The organism is Exiguobacterium sp. USCH10 (assembly GCF_037619445.1).
Lineage (GTDB): Bacteria > Bacillota > Bacilli > Exiguobacteriales > Exiguobacteriaceae > Exiguobacterium > Exiguobacterium aestuarii_A.
Genome location: NZ_JAQPZO010000003.1, coordinates 103,431 through 120,565, shown reverse-complemented (window position 1 = coordinate 120,565; position 17,135 = coordinate 103,431). Strand labels below are relative to the sequence as shown.

Genomic DNA, 17,135 nt, shown 5'->3' with positions numbered 1-17,135 from the left:
TTTTGAATATTCCCAATTAGGAATATTCCGAAACAGGAATACTCAATATTTAAACAATAAATCAAGTAGCATTTCACCAATCGATCGTTCTTTTCCTTCATAAGGAAAAGCGTGGATATGGATGGCGGGATTAAAATTCAATTCGATGATACCGTATTCGATTTGCGCATCATCGAGGGAAGGAATCATCATATCGACACCACAGATCGTTGCCCCCACTGACTTAGCGGCATCGACAGCAATACGCTTGTAGATGTCAAGAACTTGATCAGTGTAATCGATACTATCTCCGCCGGTACTGATGTTAGAGTTTTCGCGCAAAAAGACGCGCTCATCGAGAGCGGGAATACTATCGGGTGTCTTACCTTGTGCATGTAAAAATGAGTAGACGACCTCGTCGATTTCGATTTTCTCGAGTGGTGTCTTGTATCCTTTTCCACGTAACGGGTCTTCATTTTTTGTCGCAACGAGTTGACGGATCGAAGAGGTGCCATCTCCAGTGACGTTCGCCGGGACACGATGGAGGATGCCCGCGACGTCATCTCCGATGACGAGGAAGCGATATTCTTTTCCGGGTAAGAATGTCTCAAGTAAAACGACATCATCAAACGTTTTCGCATACTGAAATGCAGACAGTGCTTCCTCATACGTCGCTCCGTCTTTAAAAATGTGAATACCGACTCCGAAGTTTGTAGACTTCGGCTTTAAGACGATGGGTTGTTTTGAAAATGAATGCCATGCCTGAGATAAATCCGATTTCTCTTGAAGTTCTACCCCTTCAGGGACACGAATGCCATGCTCTGCGAGTACAAACTTTGTCACTGTTTTATTCTCCATCATTAAGACGGAAACATAATTGTCTTTTGATGTTTTCGTTGCCTGTTTGACGTATTCTTCGTGTTTGCCGTTTCGAATCCGAATGAACTGGTCAGAACGATCGATGACATCGACACGGTAACCACGTTTAATTGCGGATTTCATTAAGATTTGAGTAGACAGTTCCAGATCGGCATAACCGTGAATGCGAAAACGATTTGCATAGGCGTCCTCATAAAAGTGTTCTGCTTGGGCGAGAGACCATGCGTGATAACCTGTCTCGATCATAATCGTCTTTAATCGGGAAGCATACGTCCTGTCTACGTGATCAATTTTTTCGCGTACAGCGGGAAAGACATCTTCGAAGCCGAGGTCATAGTGTGTGTTGAACGAATCGATGGCGTCGAGAAGTTCTGTCGCATACGTGTGCAAAGGTATGGCGTAACCATCTCGAGTCAATACACTTGTAGGAGACATGCCTTCTTTGGCGACACGTTGTTGATTATTGTACGCTTCAGCTTGCCAATCGAAATAAGGTGTCTCCTCAGTGAAGGTCAAGTACAGCAAAAACAGATGAAGGAACCGTAAATCTGAACGCGCAATTCCTGTCTTTTCAAACGGATTCAAATCAATATTGCGAATTTCGATATAATCGATGCCGTGTGCTTCGAGTTGATTTAAATCGTTACCACCTTTCGATGTTTTCAATCGGATAGGTGAGTAGAGTTCGTTCGGATTGGTAATCTCGCCTTTGGCAATGAACCGTCTTACATCATCTATATAACTAGAGAGTGTCGCATAATTTGGATAAAGCGGTTCAACATTCGTATACCCACAGTCGCTATTTCGATAAGACAATGCTTGTTTATTTGAAAAAGTATCTTCATAGAGCGCTTGCATCTGACTGACACATCGTTCTTCATAACTGGCGTGAACGGCTGGTGTAGCGCCGAACAAATAGACAATGATCCAACGCATCCGTAAATATTGACGAATCAATTTCAAGTAAAGCTGATCTTTGAAGTGTCGATATTGCTCGGGAGACCCTTCGTATAGTGCGGATAACATCTCATCGGAAAACGAGAAATTAAAATGAATTCCGGAAATGAGTTGTTTTTTCGCACCATATTTTTGGAGCAAATGCTCTCGATAACGGCTAGCTTCAAGTCCGGATACGCCAAAATCAGCGAGTGGAATCGTACCGCCTTCCGGCAATGCGCATGGCATCGATTGTGGCCATAGGCGTTCGTCACCTATGTTTAGCGCCGTGATGTCGTATAGCGTTTCTAAAAAGTGATGTGCTGCCTCAATTGTCGAAAATGTCGGGGTGACGAGTTCAACCTGACTTTCAGAGAAGTCGGTCGTGATATATGGATGCGTCGCTTTATGACCAAGCGCTTTTGGATGCTTCGTAACAGCTAGCGTGCCGTCTGACGTGACTCGTAACATTTCTCGCTCGATGGCAAATTTTCCACTCGTGATGAGATGATGGGGTAGTTGATTAAACTGCTTCTGCAAGCGAAATCACTTCCTTTTTCGTTAGTCGGACAAAGAGGGCGGAGACAAGCCCCTTGACAATACTTGAGATAGCAATACTCCACCAGATCGCGTCGATTCCGAGATAAGGTTCAAGAAACAATGCGAGCGGGATACGGGCCACTGTGAAAATAATCGAGATGGTCGCGGGGATTTTCGGTAATCCGAGCCCTGAGAAGTATCCGTTTCCAATCATTTCAATCGATGAGAAGACGAGCGAAATGCCGATAATTCGCAAGTAGCTTGCCCCAATTTCGATGGTTCGAACGTCATCGACGAATAGACCAATGAGTAAATCTGGGACGAATAAAAAGAACAACATAATTAATCCTGTGTAAACCATCCCGAGTCGGGTCGTTACCCGGTAACCTTCGTAAACACGATCTACTTTTCGTGCCCCGAGGTTTTGACCGGTATAGCTAGCCATTGCTCCGTTCAAGCCACCAATCATCATGTAGGCAATCGATTCGATTTGAAGTCCGATGCGCTGTGCCGCAATCGCTTCCGTCCCGTATGAGCCAATCATGCGGGCAAGAAAAATACTGATTACCGTGAACAAAATCCGTTGGGTTGCCATCGGAAAACCAAGACGGATGATTTCTTTATAGTCAGCTCGAGTCGGCTGAACGACTTCATCCCAATTGAATAATGTACGAGCGCGGTGCCGAAACAATCCGAACATCATGACGTTGGCGACAAGTGTTGCAAGGGCAGCCCCGATCACACCGAGTTGGAACGGATAAATGAAAATCGGGGAGAGAATCATATTGAGGATGACACCTGTCGCATTGATTCGCATCGCTGTTGTCGTATTGCCATATGCACTGAATAGACGAGCAAACAGCAAATTAAAGAAAGAAAAGATGAGCATCGGCGCGCTCACGAATAAATATTCATACGCAAGCTGCTCCACAGCGGGGGCACCCATATTCAAAAAGCCGATGAGGGTATGACCGAACACAATTAGTAGTGAGGCGTACGAAAGACCGAGTGTTAGATTCAGACGCCTGCTGGCCCGGACATGACGCTGAACCGAATTGAGGTCACGTCTCCCGACAGCTTGTGATACTTTGATGCCGGCGCCAACGACAATCAACGATTGAATCGCCTGTCCGAGCATGATATAAAAACTAGCCGCACCGATACTTGCCACAGCATCGCTCCCAAGCGCGCCGACCCAAAACATATCGACAAGACTATACGTAAATTGTAATAATGAGCTACCGACGAGCGGAAGGGCAAGAGCGAGAATGACACGTTGCACGTTTCCGGTCGTCAAATCGACGGTTTTCACAAAGCAAGACTCCTTACATTCTTTATATAACCATTTAGTTATATATAAGCACGGTGTAATAGAATTGGCAATCATGATAGCCGAATCGATGAAAAATGGACACAAAAAAAGGAATTCGTGATGAATTCCTTAATGTCGATAACCGCGAATCCAAGTCGTCATATAGACGAGTGTCGCGATGATGAGCGTTGAAGCGAGTGCATAGATCGGATAGGCGGGAAGTGTATCTTCAAACAACGGATAGAACATAAACGACCCCATAAAAATAGGAACGGAGATGCCGAACGAGATGTATGCCGCTTTTGTCGCTTTCACTGTGATGATTTGTTCACGCTCATCGACTTCACTAAATTCAGTCATGCGGACAGACCATTGAGTGAAGCTCAACTGCTTGTTCGGCCGGGAGTTAAACGAATAGACTGTCCAAACAATGCCAAAAACAACAAGTAAAAGTAGGGGAAGCAGATTGAATTCAACTAAGAATCGGTCAGACTCGCTGACGGTCTTCGACACATCGGATAAAAATGAGCTGAATAGAAATGCCATCAGGACATACAGGATGATGCTGGAAATAGACTGAACGACAACGTGTTTCATTTTCTTTCCTCCTCGATTGTGAATATAGATTCGACCGGTTCCTCGAACACCCGTGCGATGTGCATCGCCAGCATGAGTGACGGTGTGTAGCTGCCTTTCTCGAGCGAGATGATCGTCTGTCTCGTCACACCGACCTTTTCGGCCAGGTCGCCTTGGGTTAACTGGTGCCGGGCACGCAGTTCTTTCACGCGGTTGACTAATGGCATTGTGCCACCTCATTTCTAGTTTCTACCACTAGTGTAAAACAAACTTTACATAATGTAAAGAGTACTTTACTCATTTGGGGATGATACAATAACGATATAGTCGAAAGGGGAGATGAGGGATGAAGGTGATTATTGGACAACATCACGTGTCAGCGATGACCGGGGATGCTAAGAAGAACTTGCGATTCTACACGGAAATACTAGGGATGCGGCTCGTCAAAAAGACGGTTAACCAAGATGACCCATCGATGTATCACTTGTTCTATGCAGACGAGATGGGTACGCCTGGAACCGATCTGACGTTCTTTGAGTTACCGTTTCTCGGACAGACGTATCGAGGGTCAAACAGTATTTCCCGGACAGCACTCAGGGTGCCGGATGGAGCGCTCGCGTACTGGCAGGAGCGTTTTGACACGTTCGATGTATCTTACGGAGAAATCGAGTCGGTTTTAGGAAGGGCAACCCTTTCGTTCGAAGATCATGAGGGTCAACGTCTCTGTCTTGTAGAAGGAGGGAGCGGGACACCTTGGAGCAAAGGTCCAGTGCCAACGGACCTCGGCATCTTCGGTCTCGGATTCAGTGAGTGGACGGTACGACGGATTGACAAGACGGCACGGGTGCTGACAGAAGTGCTTGGCTATCGATATGTAACGACATTTGAACGGGATGGACATGACGTGCGTGTCTTTGAGACGGGCGAGGGTGGTGTGGCAACAGAGATTCATCTCGTCGATCGACCGGATTTGCCGTCGGAACGACCAGGGCGAGGGAGTGTGCATCATGTGGCGATTCGAGTGGAAGAAACAGACGATATGACGAAGTGGATCGAGAAGCTTGACGCACATGGAATCAGCCACTCTGGTCTTATTGACCGTTACTATTTTCAGTCGATTTACTTCCGCGAACCGAGCGGAATCTTAGTGGAACTGGCAACAGATGAACCGGGATTTGCGATGGATGAATCGCTTGAGAGACTCGGAGAGCGATTAGCCTTGCCTCCGTTTCTTGAGTCGAGACGAGTGGAAATCGAATCGAGACTAAAAAAACTATAGTCGAGTGAACATTCATAACTGTCATGAGGTGAATGAATTGGAGACGCAAGCAATCAATCTTGTAATTGCCAGATTACTAGGTAAAATTATCGAGCAATACCCCCCTCATCAATGGATAAAAACAGAAGAGGCATTTCCGCATCCTTATCAGTTCAATAAAGTGAGTTATGACTATTCTGGTGAGGTTGAACCGATGACGCTGGAAACATTTCAAGACTTGGTTAACAAGCTCGGAAATAACCATTGGTACTCATCCAAATTCGAAGAGTTGCTACACAATATTTATATCAATCAATGGGTGCCAACATTCACATCAAATTTCGGTAAGCATTGGCAATGCTACCATGACTTATTGTTTGATGCGTATAACGATTGGAAATATACACATTTTGAATTGTATGATGAAGATGGAAACGAACTCGATGAAGAGTTAGAAAATAACCTGAATGAATGTTTTGAAGATTTCATTCATCAGACGTCCCCAGAACTATATGTGAAAAAAATGATAAAACTTTGGTGGCGATGATTCCTAAAAACAGAGACATACAAAAACCCGACGATTTTTTCAGTCCGTCGGGTTTTGTGCGCCTAGGAGTAGGGCAAGTTCGTTCGTTCGGTTGACGACGAGATCCGCAATCGTGTAACGATCGAGTACATGAAGAAACGCCAACATGGCTTCATTCAACACACCTCGTAAATCACAGGCAGGTGCGATGACGCATCGGCCTTCCCCGAAGCATTCCACGAGTTCGAACGGTTCCATCGTCCGAACGACTTCCCCTACATTGATGTCATCCATCGGTCGTGCGAGTCGAAAGCCGCCGCCTCGACCACGCACCGATTCCAAATAACCATATTTCCCAAGCTCATATACGACCTTCATGACATGGTTTTTGGAGATGTTATATTGGTCTGCCACTTCTTGAATCGTGACGAGCCGATGTGAAAACGTAGCGCTATACATCAATGTTCGCAGTGCGTAGTCACATGTTTGCGTGAGTCTCATCCATCATCACCTCTCGTTTCATTGTACAAGACAATCCCAAAAAGTGCGATTCGAACAAATGTGAAAGGGTGATGGCGAAAATAAGTCAGAAACGTGAAATCTACTTTAAATAAGTATTTAATATATTGCTTTAAAGTGACTTGACTCACATAATGAACGTGTACAAAACAAAAGGGGGAAATTCACATGTTAGATCAACAAACGATTGAGATTATAAAGGCGACGGCACCAGTTTTGAAAGAACATGGTGTGACAATCACGAAGCATTTTTATCAACGAATGTTTGAACAAAATCCAGAAGTTCGTCACTTCTTCAACCATACGAATCAAAAGCGAGGACGTCAGCCAGAAGCACTCGCGAACGCGGTTTATGCGGCTGCCCTTCATATCGACCGACTCGAAGCGATTCTTCCTGCCATCCAACCAGCACTTCATAAACATAAAAGTTTGAACATCCGACCGGAGCATTATCCGATTGTCGGTGAGAACTTGCTTGCGGCGATTCAAGACGTACTCGGTGAAGCTGCAACACCTGACATCATCGATGCATGGGCAAAAGCTTACGGTGTGATTGCCGATGTCTTTATCTCACTCGAGAAACAGATGTATGATGACGCACCGTGGATCGGCTTTAAATCGTTCATCATCGAAGAAATCATTGAAGACACACCGGAAGTGAAGCGCTTCCGTCTCGTTGCGAAAGATGGAGTCGTCGGTACAGCCATCCCAGGACAATACATCTCGGTTCAAGCACGAATCGCTGGCGAGGACATCTTGCACCACCGCCAATATAGTGTCATCGATACGACAGAGAACGGGTACTGGATTGCGCCGAAACAAGAAGGGCTTGTTTCGAACTGGCTCCATGAACAGACGGTTGGTACAGAAATCCCGGTGAGCGCACCAGCCGGTGAATTTACGCTTGAGACGTCAGATCGACCGCTCACACTGATTGCGGGAGGAATCGGTATTACACCACTCTTCAATATGGCGAAGACGGCACTCGGACAAGGGCGCTCCGTCACGTTATTGCACGCGGTTCGCAGCACAACACTCCGGCCGCTCGGAGACGAACTTGATGAACTTGTGGCTAATGGGCTCCACCTTATCACACACGTGGATGACGTATCGGGTTGTATGAATGCGACGCAACTTGAGGCACTTGATGTCGAAGGACATGACGTCTATACGTGCGGACCGAACGCCATGATGGAGACGGTTGTACGTGTGATTCCTCAGGCACGATATGAGTTTTTCGGACCGTCTGCTGTACTCGCGACCAACTAAAAAAGACGACTAGAAAAAGTCGTCTTGACGCATAATATAGGTTATTCCGTGAGTTCACTTGAATGAATGACTTGTTTGTTGGTATCCAACGTCTCAAGCGACCACACACCATCTGACCGTTTTGTTGTTTCGATGACGTATGTCATGGCGTAGCCTTCGTTCTCGGGATCGTTGACGAGAAAATCTTTTGAGACATCGTCACCGTTCAACCGTAAGTAAACAACTTCTTCTGGTCGGTCATTGAGACGTACACCGATATACTCGGTTTCTCCGTCTTCAAGCACAACAAAATCGAACGGTTGGTCTGGTGTCACTTGTTTCGTGACAGAGCCTGAATTTCCTGTCTTGACATCGATTTCGGCTAGACCGATGATGGAACGATCTTCGTTTGAATAAAAAGAAAGAATCGACTCTTCCCGATTATGAAATTCATAGGCGTACCAGTCATTCATCGTGATATAACGGTTCAGTTCTTTTTGGGCATTTTCGTATGACTTGTCAGACTGAATGTTCGTGTACGTATACAGTCCGACACCGACAGCGATGGCGACGATGATAAGACCGGAGACGATCGTGAGTAGGATGATTCGTTTGGACATGATTCTTCCTCCAATCTGTTATAAATAGAGACACCCCATGCCTCGCGAATGCGTGCATGGGGTGTTTGTATTAATACGTCAAGCTCGCGGCGACGATGATACCGACGACGAGTGATGCGGCGAATAAACTGAAACCGATGGCCATGTTGCCGTTCTCGACTTCTTTTTCTAAGTTCACGCCAGGTGTGAGGATATATTCAAACGTCCAGAATGCCAATACTTGGGCAGCGATGCCGACGAGTCCCCAGATGAACGCATCGAGCAAGTTGACGCTGTTCGCCCAAACTGTATAGATGACGATGGCGAGTCCGAGTGCTTTCCCCCAAAGTTTCAACGCGACGGCCATGTTGCCTTCTTTGATTAATTTACGTTCCGAATATTTGGTCGTTAGTGCGAAGATGATGAGTCCAGCGAGAATGAGACCGAACCCTGTCCCGAGGTGGGCGAGGAAGCTTAAAATTGAGTCGAGTGTGATGAAAGTCATGAGTTTGTCTCCTTTTGAGTAGGTGTGCCAACGGCTAAGTAGTAAGATTGGTTGTTCGTGATCATGCTACCGGCACGGACGCCGAGTGCGGACGGATGTCCATTCAAACAGAAACATCCGACCATATAATGTGTCTCGACACGACCTTTGACAGTCGTCGTCATCCGTATCGGAAGTTCGATGAACTGTTGGTACACGGCTGTTTCTTCCGCATACGTTTGCAGTGCTTCTCGGTGAAACGGTTGGCCGTCTTTCGTGTACAAGATGACGGAGTCCCCTTCGCGTCCGAACGCCGGCTTTTTGACGTAATCCGATTCGCCGAGAAACGGTGTCTCTTCTAAGTAAGTCGGTAAAAAATAAGTTCCGATGATGTCGCGCTCGGCTTCATCGAACAATGTCTCGGTCTCATACAATTCCCAAATCAAGGCTTGGACACCTTTCGACTGCATGAGGAATGCCGAGAGCGGGTTGAGCAGCGACACATGTTTTTGTAGGTTCAATTCGAGCAACCGAATGCCGATCAAGTCCCCGTCCGGTGCTCGGTCGTCCACAAGATGCTCGATTGGATACGTTTGACGATACAAGATGTCGATCCGTTCACCCGATGGCGTGTAGACACCGTCTTCGTCGACGAGTAAGGCGTGCAACGGTACGAATACAGACGGTAAGTCGAGTGTTTCTTGCAGAAAGCGCGCCGTCCACTTGTCTTCGATGTTGTCATCATGTGCCGTAAAGACGATTTTTGGTGTACCTTCACGTCCGAGTCGTTTCCATGCGGCGACGATGGCCTTGCGCAACTCCGTTTTCAGTTGAGCTGTGGCTTCCCTGTTCGGGTCGAGGAGACCAAACTCGGAAGCGACCACGCCGTTCACGTCAAACAGTTCCTTAATGAACGTCGGTGTGTCCGCATTGAACTCCATCAATTTGAGTTGACCGTCTTTCATGATCCAGTCGTAACGACCGATGATTGTCTCTTGTGGAATCGTCTTCTCCCGTAAGAATGGCAGGCTCGCCTCGGGATAACCGAGTAGTCGGAGTGTCGCGTCCGGTAGCGTACGCAACAATTGATTCGTCTTCCGGAAAATCGAGTCAACCGCCTCGGTCGCCTCTCGGACAGAGTCGACCTGTGAGGCGGTCATCTCAAAACAGTCATATAGGGCATATTCTTCATCGTTTAAATCGGGCCAAAAATAAGGGATTTGACTGTAAAGTTCGTCACGCGTCATCCGCCAAATCCACCTTTAGAGCCGCTACCGAGTCCAGATTTTGACGATCCTGAATTGGAACCGTTCGATACGGCGCCAGTCGCGCCACCATTTGCTTTATACGTCTTATACGACGAAGAGCTCTTCAATGCGTTTTTTGAGTTGAACAGGCTACCGAGTAAGAAGTAGCTGCCAAAGTGAGGAGAGCGGTCATCGTCACAATAATAGGATTCTGTCTCGTCATCCCAGTCCCAATCGTCACATTCGTAGCCGGTCGGTTCTTCCGGTAGTGCCGCCTCTTCATATTCGTCCCCACCACACGCGGCAAGGGAAGTGGTCAATACGGCGACCGAGAGTCCACTTAAAATTTTCTTGCTTGTCTTCATGTTGATTCCTCCAATTCATAACCTGTCGGTGTGACATAGATGACATACACACCACGATCTTCATCTGTTTCTGCTGAATCACGTTCATATTCTTTGCCGGCGACGTACAAGTACTGGCTCCCGAGCATGGCGAGCGCATCGAGGTGACGGTCGACATAATAGGCTTCGAGCAGCGGGTTGTCAAAGCGGTCGTCAAGCGTACGAATCTCGACTTTGATTTCGCTCGTTTCGTGTTTGTCCATCGGTCCTTCTGTGTAACGGTCGACGTAAATCAAGAAGTATTGATCGCCTTCTAGGGCGGACGAGCGTTGCTTATAGGTCATGCCGTCTTTGACGAAAAACTCACACTCGCGACGGGCCAGCACTTCGTCTAATCCGAGAGACGTGTAGTGGTATAGTGGTTCGAACGATAATTCATTTTTATAGAGACGATACTCTAAGACGATTGAGTTCATATGTCAGTCCTTCCTTTTTTCTTCTTATACGGAATCACGATCAAAATGGTTTCGTGAATCTTTTTGTAGATACGTTTAGTATATAAGAGAGAAGGAGGGGGAAACAGTGCATATCTTATTTCGTGTGTGGAAAGGATTAGCGAAATTATCATTTTTAAATGTCGTTCTAGCTTCGATTGGCATTATCGTCCTAGGGACCGTGCTCGGTTATTGGTTAGAGCCTGAGACGTTCGGGTCGTTATTTGATTCGTTCTGGTGGACGATGACGACGCTGACGACTGTCGGATATGGGGATTTTTATCCGTCCTCCGTGGCAGGACGATGGCTCGGGATTTTCTTATTCCTATTCGGGATTGGGATTATCGGGGCGTTGATTGGAAAATTAGTTGAAATCGGCGCGACGTTTCAACGGTTAAAACGGGAGGGAAGACTAGTGTATCGTGGAGAAGGACATTATGTGTATATCGGGTGGTCCCCGAAGACGAAAAAGGCAATTGATGAAGTGCTTAACTATGAACCGAAAGCGGAAATCGTCTTGATCGATCAATTGATCGAGGAGCCGTACGTGCACGATCAAGTGCACTTCGTTTCAGGGGATGCCTCAGATGAAGCGGTCTTATTGCAGGCGAACGTCCTGAAAGCACGACGCGTGGCCATTTTTGCGGATGCGCGAATCACGGAGACATTACTCGCCGATGGGAAATCGCTTTTGATTGCCTCAGCGGTCGAGGCGCTGTCTTCTGAATATCAAGTGGATTTGCACACGGTCGTTGAAGTGTGTGAAGAGCGGAATATCTCGAAATTCAAACACGTCCGCGTCGACGACTTTATTTTAGCGAATGACTCAGTCTCGCTCTTGATGGCGAAAGCGACATTACAACCGGGGACGACGGCGATTTTCCGTCAATTGTTAAGCAAACAGTCGGGTGGGAACATCCAAGCGTTGAAACCCAAAGTCGAGTGGCAAAATGTTCGACAAGCAAATACAGCATTACTTGAATCAGGGGTGACACTCATCGCGGTCAATGACCGCTTGGATGTGGCGACGATGCTCGATTTGCCACTACAAGACACAGACATGCTCTATGTCGTCTGTCATGACGATGTATTTGAACGATTATCGTAAGGAGTGAAACCATGCATAACGGAACGTTTATCCGAAAGATGACACGCATGCAAAACGTGCAACGATGGGACGAATATGCCCCACATTATCATGATAATGCAGCGAGTCATAGCTTTCGTGTCGCGGTCTTCAGCTTGATCGCGGCTTATGTGGAAAAAGAGAACGGGCGTGACGTCGACTTGCTCGATTTGCTCGGGAAAGCTATTTTCCACGACATGAATGAAGTACAGACGGGTCCGATCATGCACCGGACGAAAAAAGAGCCGACCTTGATTGGTCACATCGAACGTATGGAACGGACAGCGAGCCTCGGTCTTGTCGAGTTGCTGTCACAGTCGTTACGTCCTCACTTCCACCGCTTCCTTGTCGAAGCGGAAGATGACTCGTTCGAGGGACGGATTGTCGACGGAATCGATTCTTTCGATGCGATGCTGTTCGTACGACGGGAAGTCGCCCATGGCTCTCCTCATTTCGATGACAAGTTAGAAGAGATGAAAGCCGCTCTCCGTCATCATCCGATTGATTCGGTGCGTTGGCTGTTCGATCAGGTTGAGGCGGAGACTGATGTGTTACGCTTCATCGAGAACGTCATGCGAATGGACAGTGTCCGTCGTTGGAAAGGTCGCTTCAACACGATTGACGATAACGATGCGATTCATGGTTTCCGGGCAGCCGCGCTCGGTATGTTCAGTGGACTCCTAGAACGTGAAAAGTATGATGTTGACGTCGATGTCGCCGAGCTCGTCGCTCGACTACTATGTCACGACTTAGTCGAAGGGGTGACCGGAGATGTGCTTGGACCGGTCAAGCATTCGACGAAAGAGACGGGAGCGGCATTTGAGGCGTACGAACGGGCAGAGAGTGAACGTCTTCTCGGGCTGTTGCCGGCATATATGCAACCGGCGTTCCGTCGATATATGGCTGATTCGAAAGATGATACGTATGAAGGGATGCTCGTCGACATGATGGACAAACTCGATGCCCTCATCAAGATGAACATGGAGCGGAAGATGAACGGGGCCGAGTATGAGGTCACGTATCGCGAGCAGCTCCGTAAAGTCCAGATGCGTTATGAAAACCCGAGTATGATTTTCTTCCTCGCCTATATTTTGCACGATCTGGATTACGTCACAAGCTAAATCGATTCACACAGAAGTCGCGGACTTAATTGTTCGCGACTTTTTATATATCATTTATTGACATATATCATTTAACGATATATATTGAATGTAAGAAATGTATCATTCAATGATATAGGAGGTGGAGAAGATGCCGCGAACGGACTCCCTGGAGTTAGGGGAACTGACGGATAGTATGTTTTACATCTTATTGGCGCTCACGACGCCACGTCATGGTTATTTGGTCATGCAATTTGTCGAAGAAATCACACAAGGACGAATGCAAATCGGTCCTGCTTCGATGTATACGATTATCAAAAAACTGCTGAACGCCGAACTGATTGAACCGATGGACGGGGACGGAAAGAAAAAGAACTACCAGATTACGCGTAAAGGGCGTTCGATTCTGACGGATGATGTAAAAAGACGACAGGCGATGGTCGAAGATGCCTGTGCCATTTTAGATATGGAGGGATTACGATGAGACAGAAGTATATGTCGAGCTGGGGACTAGCGTTTGCCGAAGAGCGTGAGATGCGAAAACTAGAACGAATGGCAGCCAAGGGTTGGCATTTGAAGCAATTCGCCCCACTAGGATACACGCTCGTTGAAGGGGAGCCGGAAGACGTTCAATATAGTTTGGACTACCGCACGCGTCCGGATGAAGACTACTTTGACCTGTTTGCATCGAGCGGGTGGCAACATGTCACATCGACCGGAGATGAGATTCATATTTTCAAAGGGAATCGAGATGCCAAGCCGATTTACTCGGATGTCGAAACGGCAGAGGAGAAATATCATGACATGGAACGTCAGATGGGACGGGCTGCGCTCATCCTAGGTATTTTATGGATTGCCCTGTTTTCCTTGTTCCAGTTTGATTGGCCAATCATCGTCGAGACGATATTGATCGGTGTTCAACTACTCGTGACAATCGGTCTCGTATTTACAGGACTACCGTACATTGGCTACCGTTTCAAGCGAAAACGAATAAGCCGTCAAGGATGATTAGGCGGATGGCACAAGCCATCCGTCTTTGTTTCGTTCAACTGAACTATTCAAATGAAAAATAGTTAGGGAGAGAGAACTGTTTTTGGACATTAGTCTATGCAACAAAATCAAAATCCTTCACAATAATTTATGCAAGCGCTTTCATTATTTAGTTGAGGAGGAATGAATGATGTTGAAGAAACGACAAGGGATTGCCGTGCTGGCTGGAGTGACATCGATTGCACTGCTTTCGGGGCAACCGGTCGCACAAGCGGCAACTCCACAGAACGGTACGATGATGCAATACTTTGAATGGTATGTCCCGAACGATGGGCTCCATTGGAACCGTCTCTCGAACGATTCGCAGCACTTGAAAGACATTGGCATCTCCACGGTTTGGATTCCGCCGGCGTATAAAGGGACATCTCAAAATGATGTCGGATACGGGGCCTATGATTTGTATGATTTAGGAGAGTTCAATCAAAAAGGGACGACACGGACGAAGTATGGAACAAAAGCGCAGCTACAGTCGGCCATCTCCAACTTACGCGGAAAAGGGATTGGCGTATACGGGGATGTGGTCATGAACCATAAGGGCGGAGCGGATTATACCGAGTCCGTTCAGGCTGTCGAGGTCAATCCTTCTAACCGGAATCAGGAGACGTCTGGGGAATATTCGATTTCTGCCTGGACAGGATTCAATTTTGCGGGTCGCAACAATACATACTCGCCGTTCAAGTGGCGTTGGTATCACTTTGACGGGACTGATTGGGATCAGTCACGGAACTTAAGCCGGATTTATAAATTCCGAAGCACGGGTAAAGCGTGGGACAGTGAAGTGTCCGGGGAGAACGGGAACTATGACTACTTGATGTACGCCGATGTTGATTTTGAGCATCCGGAAGTGCGACAAGAGATGAAAAACTGGGGGAAATGGTACGCGGATTCGCTCGGTCTCGATGGATTCCGTCTCGATGCGGTCAAACATATTAATCATTCGTACTTGAAAGAGTGGGTGACAAGCGTCCGTCAGACGACGGGGAAAGAGATGTTCACCGTCGCGGAGTATTGGAAAAACGACCTTGGGGCTATCAATGATTACTTGGCGAAGACGGGCTATACTCACTCGGTATTCGATGTACCGCTCCACTACAACTTCCAAGCGGCAGGGAACGGTGGCGGTTACTATGACATGCGCAACATTCTAAAAGGAACGGTCGTCGAGCAGCATCCTACACTCGCCGTCACCATTGTCGACAACCATGACTCACAACCTGGGCAATCACTCGAGTCGACGGTTGCCAATTGGTTCAAACCGCTCGCCTATGCGACGATCATGACACGCGGTCAAGGATACCCGACACTCTTCTACGGGGATTATTACGGGACGAAAGGGACAACGAACCGTGAGATCCCGAACATGTCAGGGTCTCTTCAACCGATTTTGAAAGCGCGTAAAGACTTTGCCTATGGCACACAACATGACTACATCAACCACCAAGACGTCATCGGTTGGACACGTGAAGGTGTGACAGACCGTGCGAAGTCAGGTCTTGCGACAATTTTGTCGGACGGACCTGGTGGTTCGAAGTGGATGTATGTCGGGAAGCAGAACGCGGGAGAAGTATGGAAAGACATGACCGGCAACAATGGTCGTCTCGTGACGATCAATGCAGATGGTTGGGGCGAGTTCTTCGTCAACGGCGGCTCGGTTTCCATCTATACGCAGCAATAAATCCATCAGACTTGTCTCACCTAAAAATGAGACAAGTCTTTTTTCTGAATTTTCACCACATATTTTTTATACATGATATAATGACCTAGTGTTAATTCTTGATAGGGAGGACTTTCCGATCCATGAATTCACATTGAACAACGTTGGTTGTTGGTTTCATTTATATTTTTGCGTTGTGACGCTGTTGAATTCAAGGAGGTTGTTATGAGTAAAGAAAAGATTGCCCAATTAAGAAAGCACGTCTCGCCGTTTGAAAAGTCCGATATCCGGATCAGTGTGCGGCAGATGATCAATACGATTTTACCGTTTCTCGTATCATGGTTCTTAGCGTATCGACTATTGAGTGTCTCGATTTTCCTGACATTACCGTTCACGTTGATTGCGGCAGGATTTGTTGTGCGGATGTTCATCATCTTCCATGACTGCACACACGGTTCGTTCTTCAAAAATAAGAAGGCGAACGCGATTGTCGGAACCATTACAGGAATCTTGACGTTATTCCCGTACGAGAAGTGGAAGCGAGAGCATGCGATTCATCATGCGTCGAGCGGAAACTTGGATAAACGAGGCGTTGGGGACATCTGGGTCATGACGATTGAGGAGTACATCGAAGCCTCGAAATGGACGCGATTGAAGTATCGCCTATATCGTCATCCGCTCGTCATGTTCGGTCTTGGACCGCTCTGGCTCATTCTCGTGACGAGCCGCTTCAATCGAAAAGACGCCCGTAAGAAAGAACGCCAAAACACACATATCATTAATCTCTCACTCGTCGTGTTATACAGTGCGTTGATTTATGTCATCGGATGGCAAGCGTTCCTCATTGTTCAAGGCACGACGATGTTCATCGCTGGCGTACTTGGGATTTGGTTGTTCTATGTCCAGCACACGTTCGAAGATTCGTACTTTGAGGATGAGCAGGAGTGGGATTACGTGAAGGCGGCAATCGAAGGAAGTTCATACTATGAATTGCCGAAAGTGCTCCAATGGGTGACCGGGAATATCGGTTTCCATCATGTCCACCATTTGAGTCCGCGTGTCCCGAACTATCATTTGGAGAAGGCACATACGTCGACACCACCGTTACAACGGGCGACGACAATCGGACTGTTTTCAAGTTTGAAATCGTTACGTTACAAATTGTATGATGCGAACAATAAAACATTCGTCACGTTCCGGGAAGTGCGCCATCTGTTGCGCCGAACGAACGCGGCATAAAAAAAGATTGTCCCAGTCAAAAGGG

The 17,135-nt window shown here is 47.2% G+C and carries 19 protein-coding genes; 9 read left to right on the top strand and 10 right to left on the bottom strand.

What is annotated here, in order from left to right; genetic code table 11:
• Window positions 1-42 precede the first annotated feature (42 nt).
• From gshAB to PQI28_RS07770, 4 genes are all read right to left on the bottom strand, one after another.
• A complete protein-coding gene (gene gshAB, locus PQI28_RS07785) occupies window positions 43-2,334 on the bottom strand; it encodes a bifunctional glutamate--cysteine ligase GshA/glutathione synthetase GshB (protein ID WP_339962916.1) in 2,292 nt (763 codons plus the stop codon).
• On the bottom strand, window positions 2,318-3,646 hold the full coding sequence (locus PQI28_RS07780) for an MATE family efflux transporter (protein ID WP_339962915.1): 1,329 nt from the start codon (window positions 3,644-3,646) through the stop codon (window positions 2,318-2,320). Before PQI28_RS07780 ends, gshAB begins: the two co-directional genes overlap by 17 nt.
• A 129-nt stretch (window positions 3,647-3,775) precedes the next feature.
• Entirely contained in the window at window positions 3,776-4,243 is a 468-nt protein-coding gene (locus PQI28_RS07775) for a hypothetical protein (protein ID WP_074035695.1), read from the bottom strand.
• Window positions 4,240-4,449: a helix-turn-helix transcriptional regulator gene (locus PQI28_RS07770; protein WP_074035697.1), complete on the bottom strand. Its 210-nt coding sequence runs from the start codon at window positions 4,447-4,449 to the stop codon at window positions 4,240-4,242. Before PQI28_RS07770 ends, PQI28_RS07775 begins: the two co-directional genes overlap by 4 nt.
• Before the next feature lie 119 nt (window positions 4,450-4,568).
• Here PQI28_RS07770 and PQI28_RS07765 point away from each other — a divergent pair, with 119 nt between their 5' ends.
• Together PQI28_RS07765 and PQI28_RS07760 are read left to right on the top strand one after the other, a co-directional pair.
• On the top strand, window positions 4,569-5,501 hold the full coding sequence (locus PQI28_RS07765) for a ring-cleaving dioxygenase (protein WP_339962914.1): 933 nt from the start codon (window positions 4,569-4,571) through the stop codon (window positions 5,499-5,501).
• Window positions 5,502-5,538: 37 nt separating this feature from the next.
• On the top strand, window positions 5,539-6,027 hold the full coding sequence (locus PQI28_RS07760; RefSeq protein WP_339962912.1) for a hypothetical protein: 489 nt from the start codon (window positions 5,539-5,541) through the stop codon (window positions 6,025-6,027).
• A 39-nt stretch (window positions 6,028-6,066) separates the two neighbouring features.
• Here the strand turns inward: PQI28_RS07760 and PQI28_RS07755 are convergent, their stop codons facing one another.
• Window positions 6,067-6,507, bottom strand: a complete 441-nt coding sequence (locus PQI28_RS07755; protein ID WP_214685354.1) for an RrF2 family transcriptional regulator — start codon at window positions 6,505-6,507, stop codon at window positions 6,067-6,069.
• A gap of 186 nt (window positions 6,508-6,693) precedes the next feature.
• Between PQI28_RS07755 and PQI28_RS07750 the strand changes: the two genes are divergently transcribed.
• On the top strand, window positions 6,694-7,794 hold the full coding sequence (locus tag PQI28_RS07750; protein ID WP_339962911.1) for a globin domain-containing protein: 1,101 nt from the start codon (window positions 6,694-6,696) through the stop codon (window positions 7,792-7,794).
• Between the two features lie 41 nt (window positions 7,795-7,835).
• On the opposite strand, the gene PQI28_RS07745 is transcribed toward PQI28_RS07750, so the two are convergent.
• From PQI28_RS07745 to PQI28_RS07725, 5 genes are all read right to left on the bottom strand, one after another.
• On the bottom strand, window positions 7,836-8,393 hold the full coding sequence (locus PQI28_RS07745; protein ID WP_339962910.1) for a hypothetical protein: 558 nt from the start codon (window positions 8,391-8,393) through the stop codon (window positions 7,836-7,838).
• A gap of 70 nt (window positions 8,394-8,463) precedes the next feature.
• Complete coding sequence (locus tag PQI28_RS07740; protein ID WP_012727460.1) at window positions 8,464-8,877, bottom strand: DUF350 domain-containing protein; 414 nt, start codon at window positions 8,875-8,877, stop codon at window positions 8,464-8,466.
• Complete coding sequence (locus PQI28_RS07735) at window positions 8,874-10,103, bottom strand: glutathionylspermidine synthase family protein (protein WP_339962909.1); 1,230 nt, start codon at window positions 10,101-10,103, stop codon at window positions 8,874-8,876. The genes PQI28_RS07740 and PQI28_RS07735 overlap by 4 nt, the downstream gene beginning before the upstream one ends.
• Window positions 10,100-10,468, bottom strand: a complete 369-nt coding sequence (locus PQI28_RS07730; RefSeq protein WP_214784900.1) for a hypothetical protein — start codon at window positions 10,466-10,468, stop codon at window positions 10,100-10,102. The genes PQI28_RS07735 and PQI28_RS07730 overlap by 4 nt, the downstream gene beginning before the upstream one ends.
• Window positions 10,465-10,923: a hypothetical protein gene (locus PQI28_RS07725; RefSeq protein WP_214694705.1), complete on the bottom strand. Its 459-nt coding sequence runs from the start codon at window positions 10,921-10,923 to the stop codon at window positions 10,465-10,467. Before PQI28_RS07725 ends, PQI28_RS07730 begins: the two co-directional genes overlap by 4 nt.
• A 106-nt stretch (window positions 10,924-11,029) precedes the next feature.
• Between PQI28_RS07725 and PQI28_RS07720 the strand changes: the two genes are divergently transcribed.
• The 6 genes from PQI28_RS07720 (at window position 11,030) to PQI28_RS07695 (ending at window position 17,110) form a co-directional block, all read left to right on the top strand.
• The gene (locus tag PQI28_RS07720; protein ID WP_214784898.1) at window positions 11,030-12,049 is read left to right on the top strand and encodes an ion channel; all 1,020 of its coding nucleotides are present in this window, start codon (window positions 11,030-11,032) and stop codon (window positions 12,047-12,049) included.
• Window positions 12,050-12,060: 11 nt separating this feature from the next.
• Window positions 12,061-13,188 (top strand): YfbR-like 5'-deoxynucleotidase, encoded by a 1,128-nt coding sequence (locus PQI28_RS07715; protein WP_339962908.1) that lies wholly within the window; start codon window positions 12,061-12,063, stop codon window positions 13,186-13,188.
• A gap of 130 nt (window positions 13,189-13,318) precedes the next feature.
• Entirely contained in the window at window positions 13,319-13,651 is a 333-nt protein-coding gene (locus PQI28_RS07710; RefSeq protein WP_339962907.1) for a PadR family transcriptional regulator, read from the top strand.
• The gene (locus tag PQI28_RS07705) at window positions 13,648-14,175 is read left to right on the top strand and encodes a DUF2812 domain-containing protein (protein WP_339962906.1); all 528 of its coding nucleotides are present in this window, start codon (window positions 13,648-13,650) and stop codon (window positions 14,173-14,175) included. The genes PQI28_RS07710 and PQI28_RS07705 overlap by 4 nt, the downstream gene beginning before the upstream one ends.
• A 175-nt stretch (window positions 14,176-14,350) precedes the next feature.
• Window positions 14,351-15,892, top strand: a complete 1,542-nt coding sequence (amyS, locus tag PQI28_RS07700) for an alpha-amylase (protein WP_371743030.1) — start codon at window positions 14,351-14,353, stop codon at window positions 15,890-15,892.
• Window positions 15,893-16,096: 204 nt separating this feature from the next.
• A complete protein-coding gene (locus PQI28_RS07695) occupies window positions 16,097-17,110 on the top strand; it encodes a fatty acid desaturase (RefSeq protein WP_214784894.1) in 1,014 nt (337 codons plus the stop codon).
• Window positions 17,111-17,135: the final 25 nt, after the last annotated feature.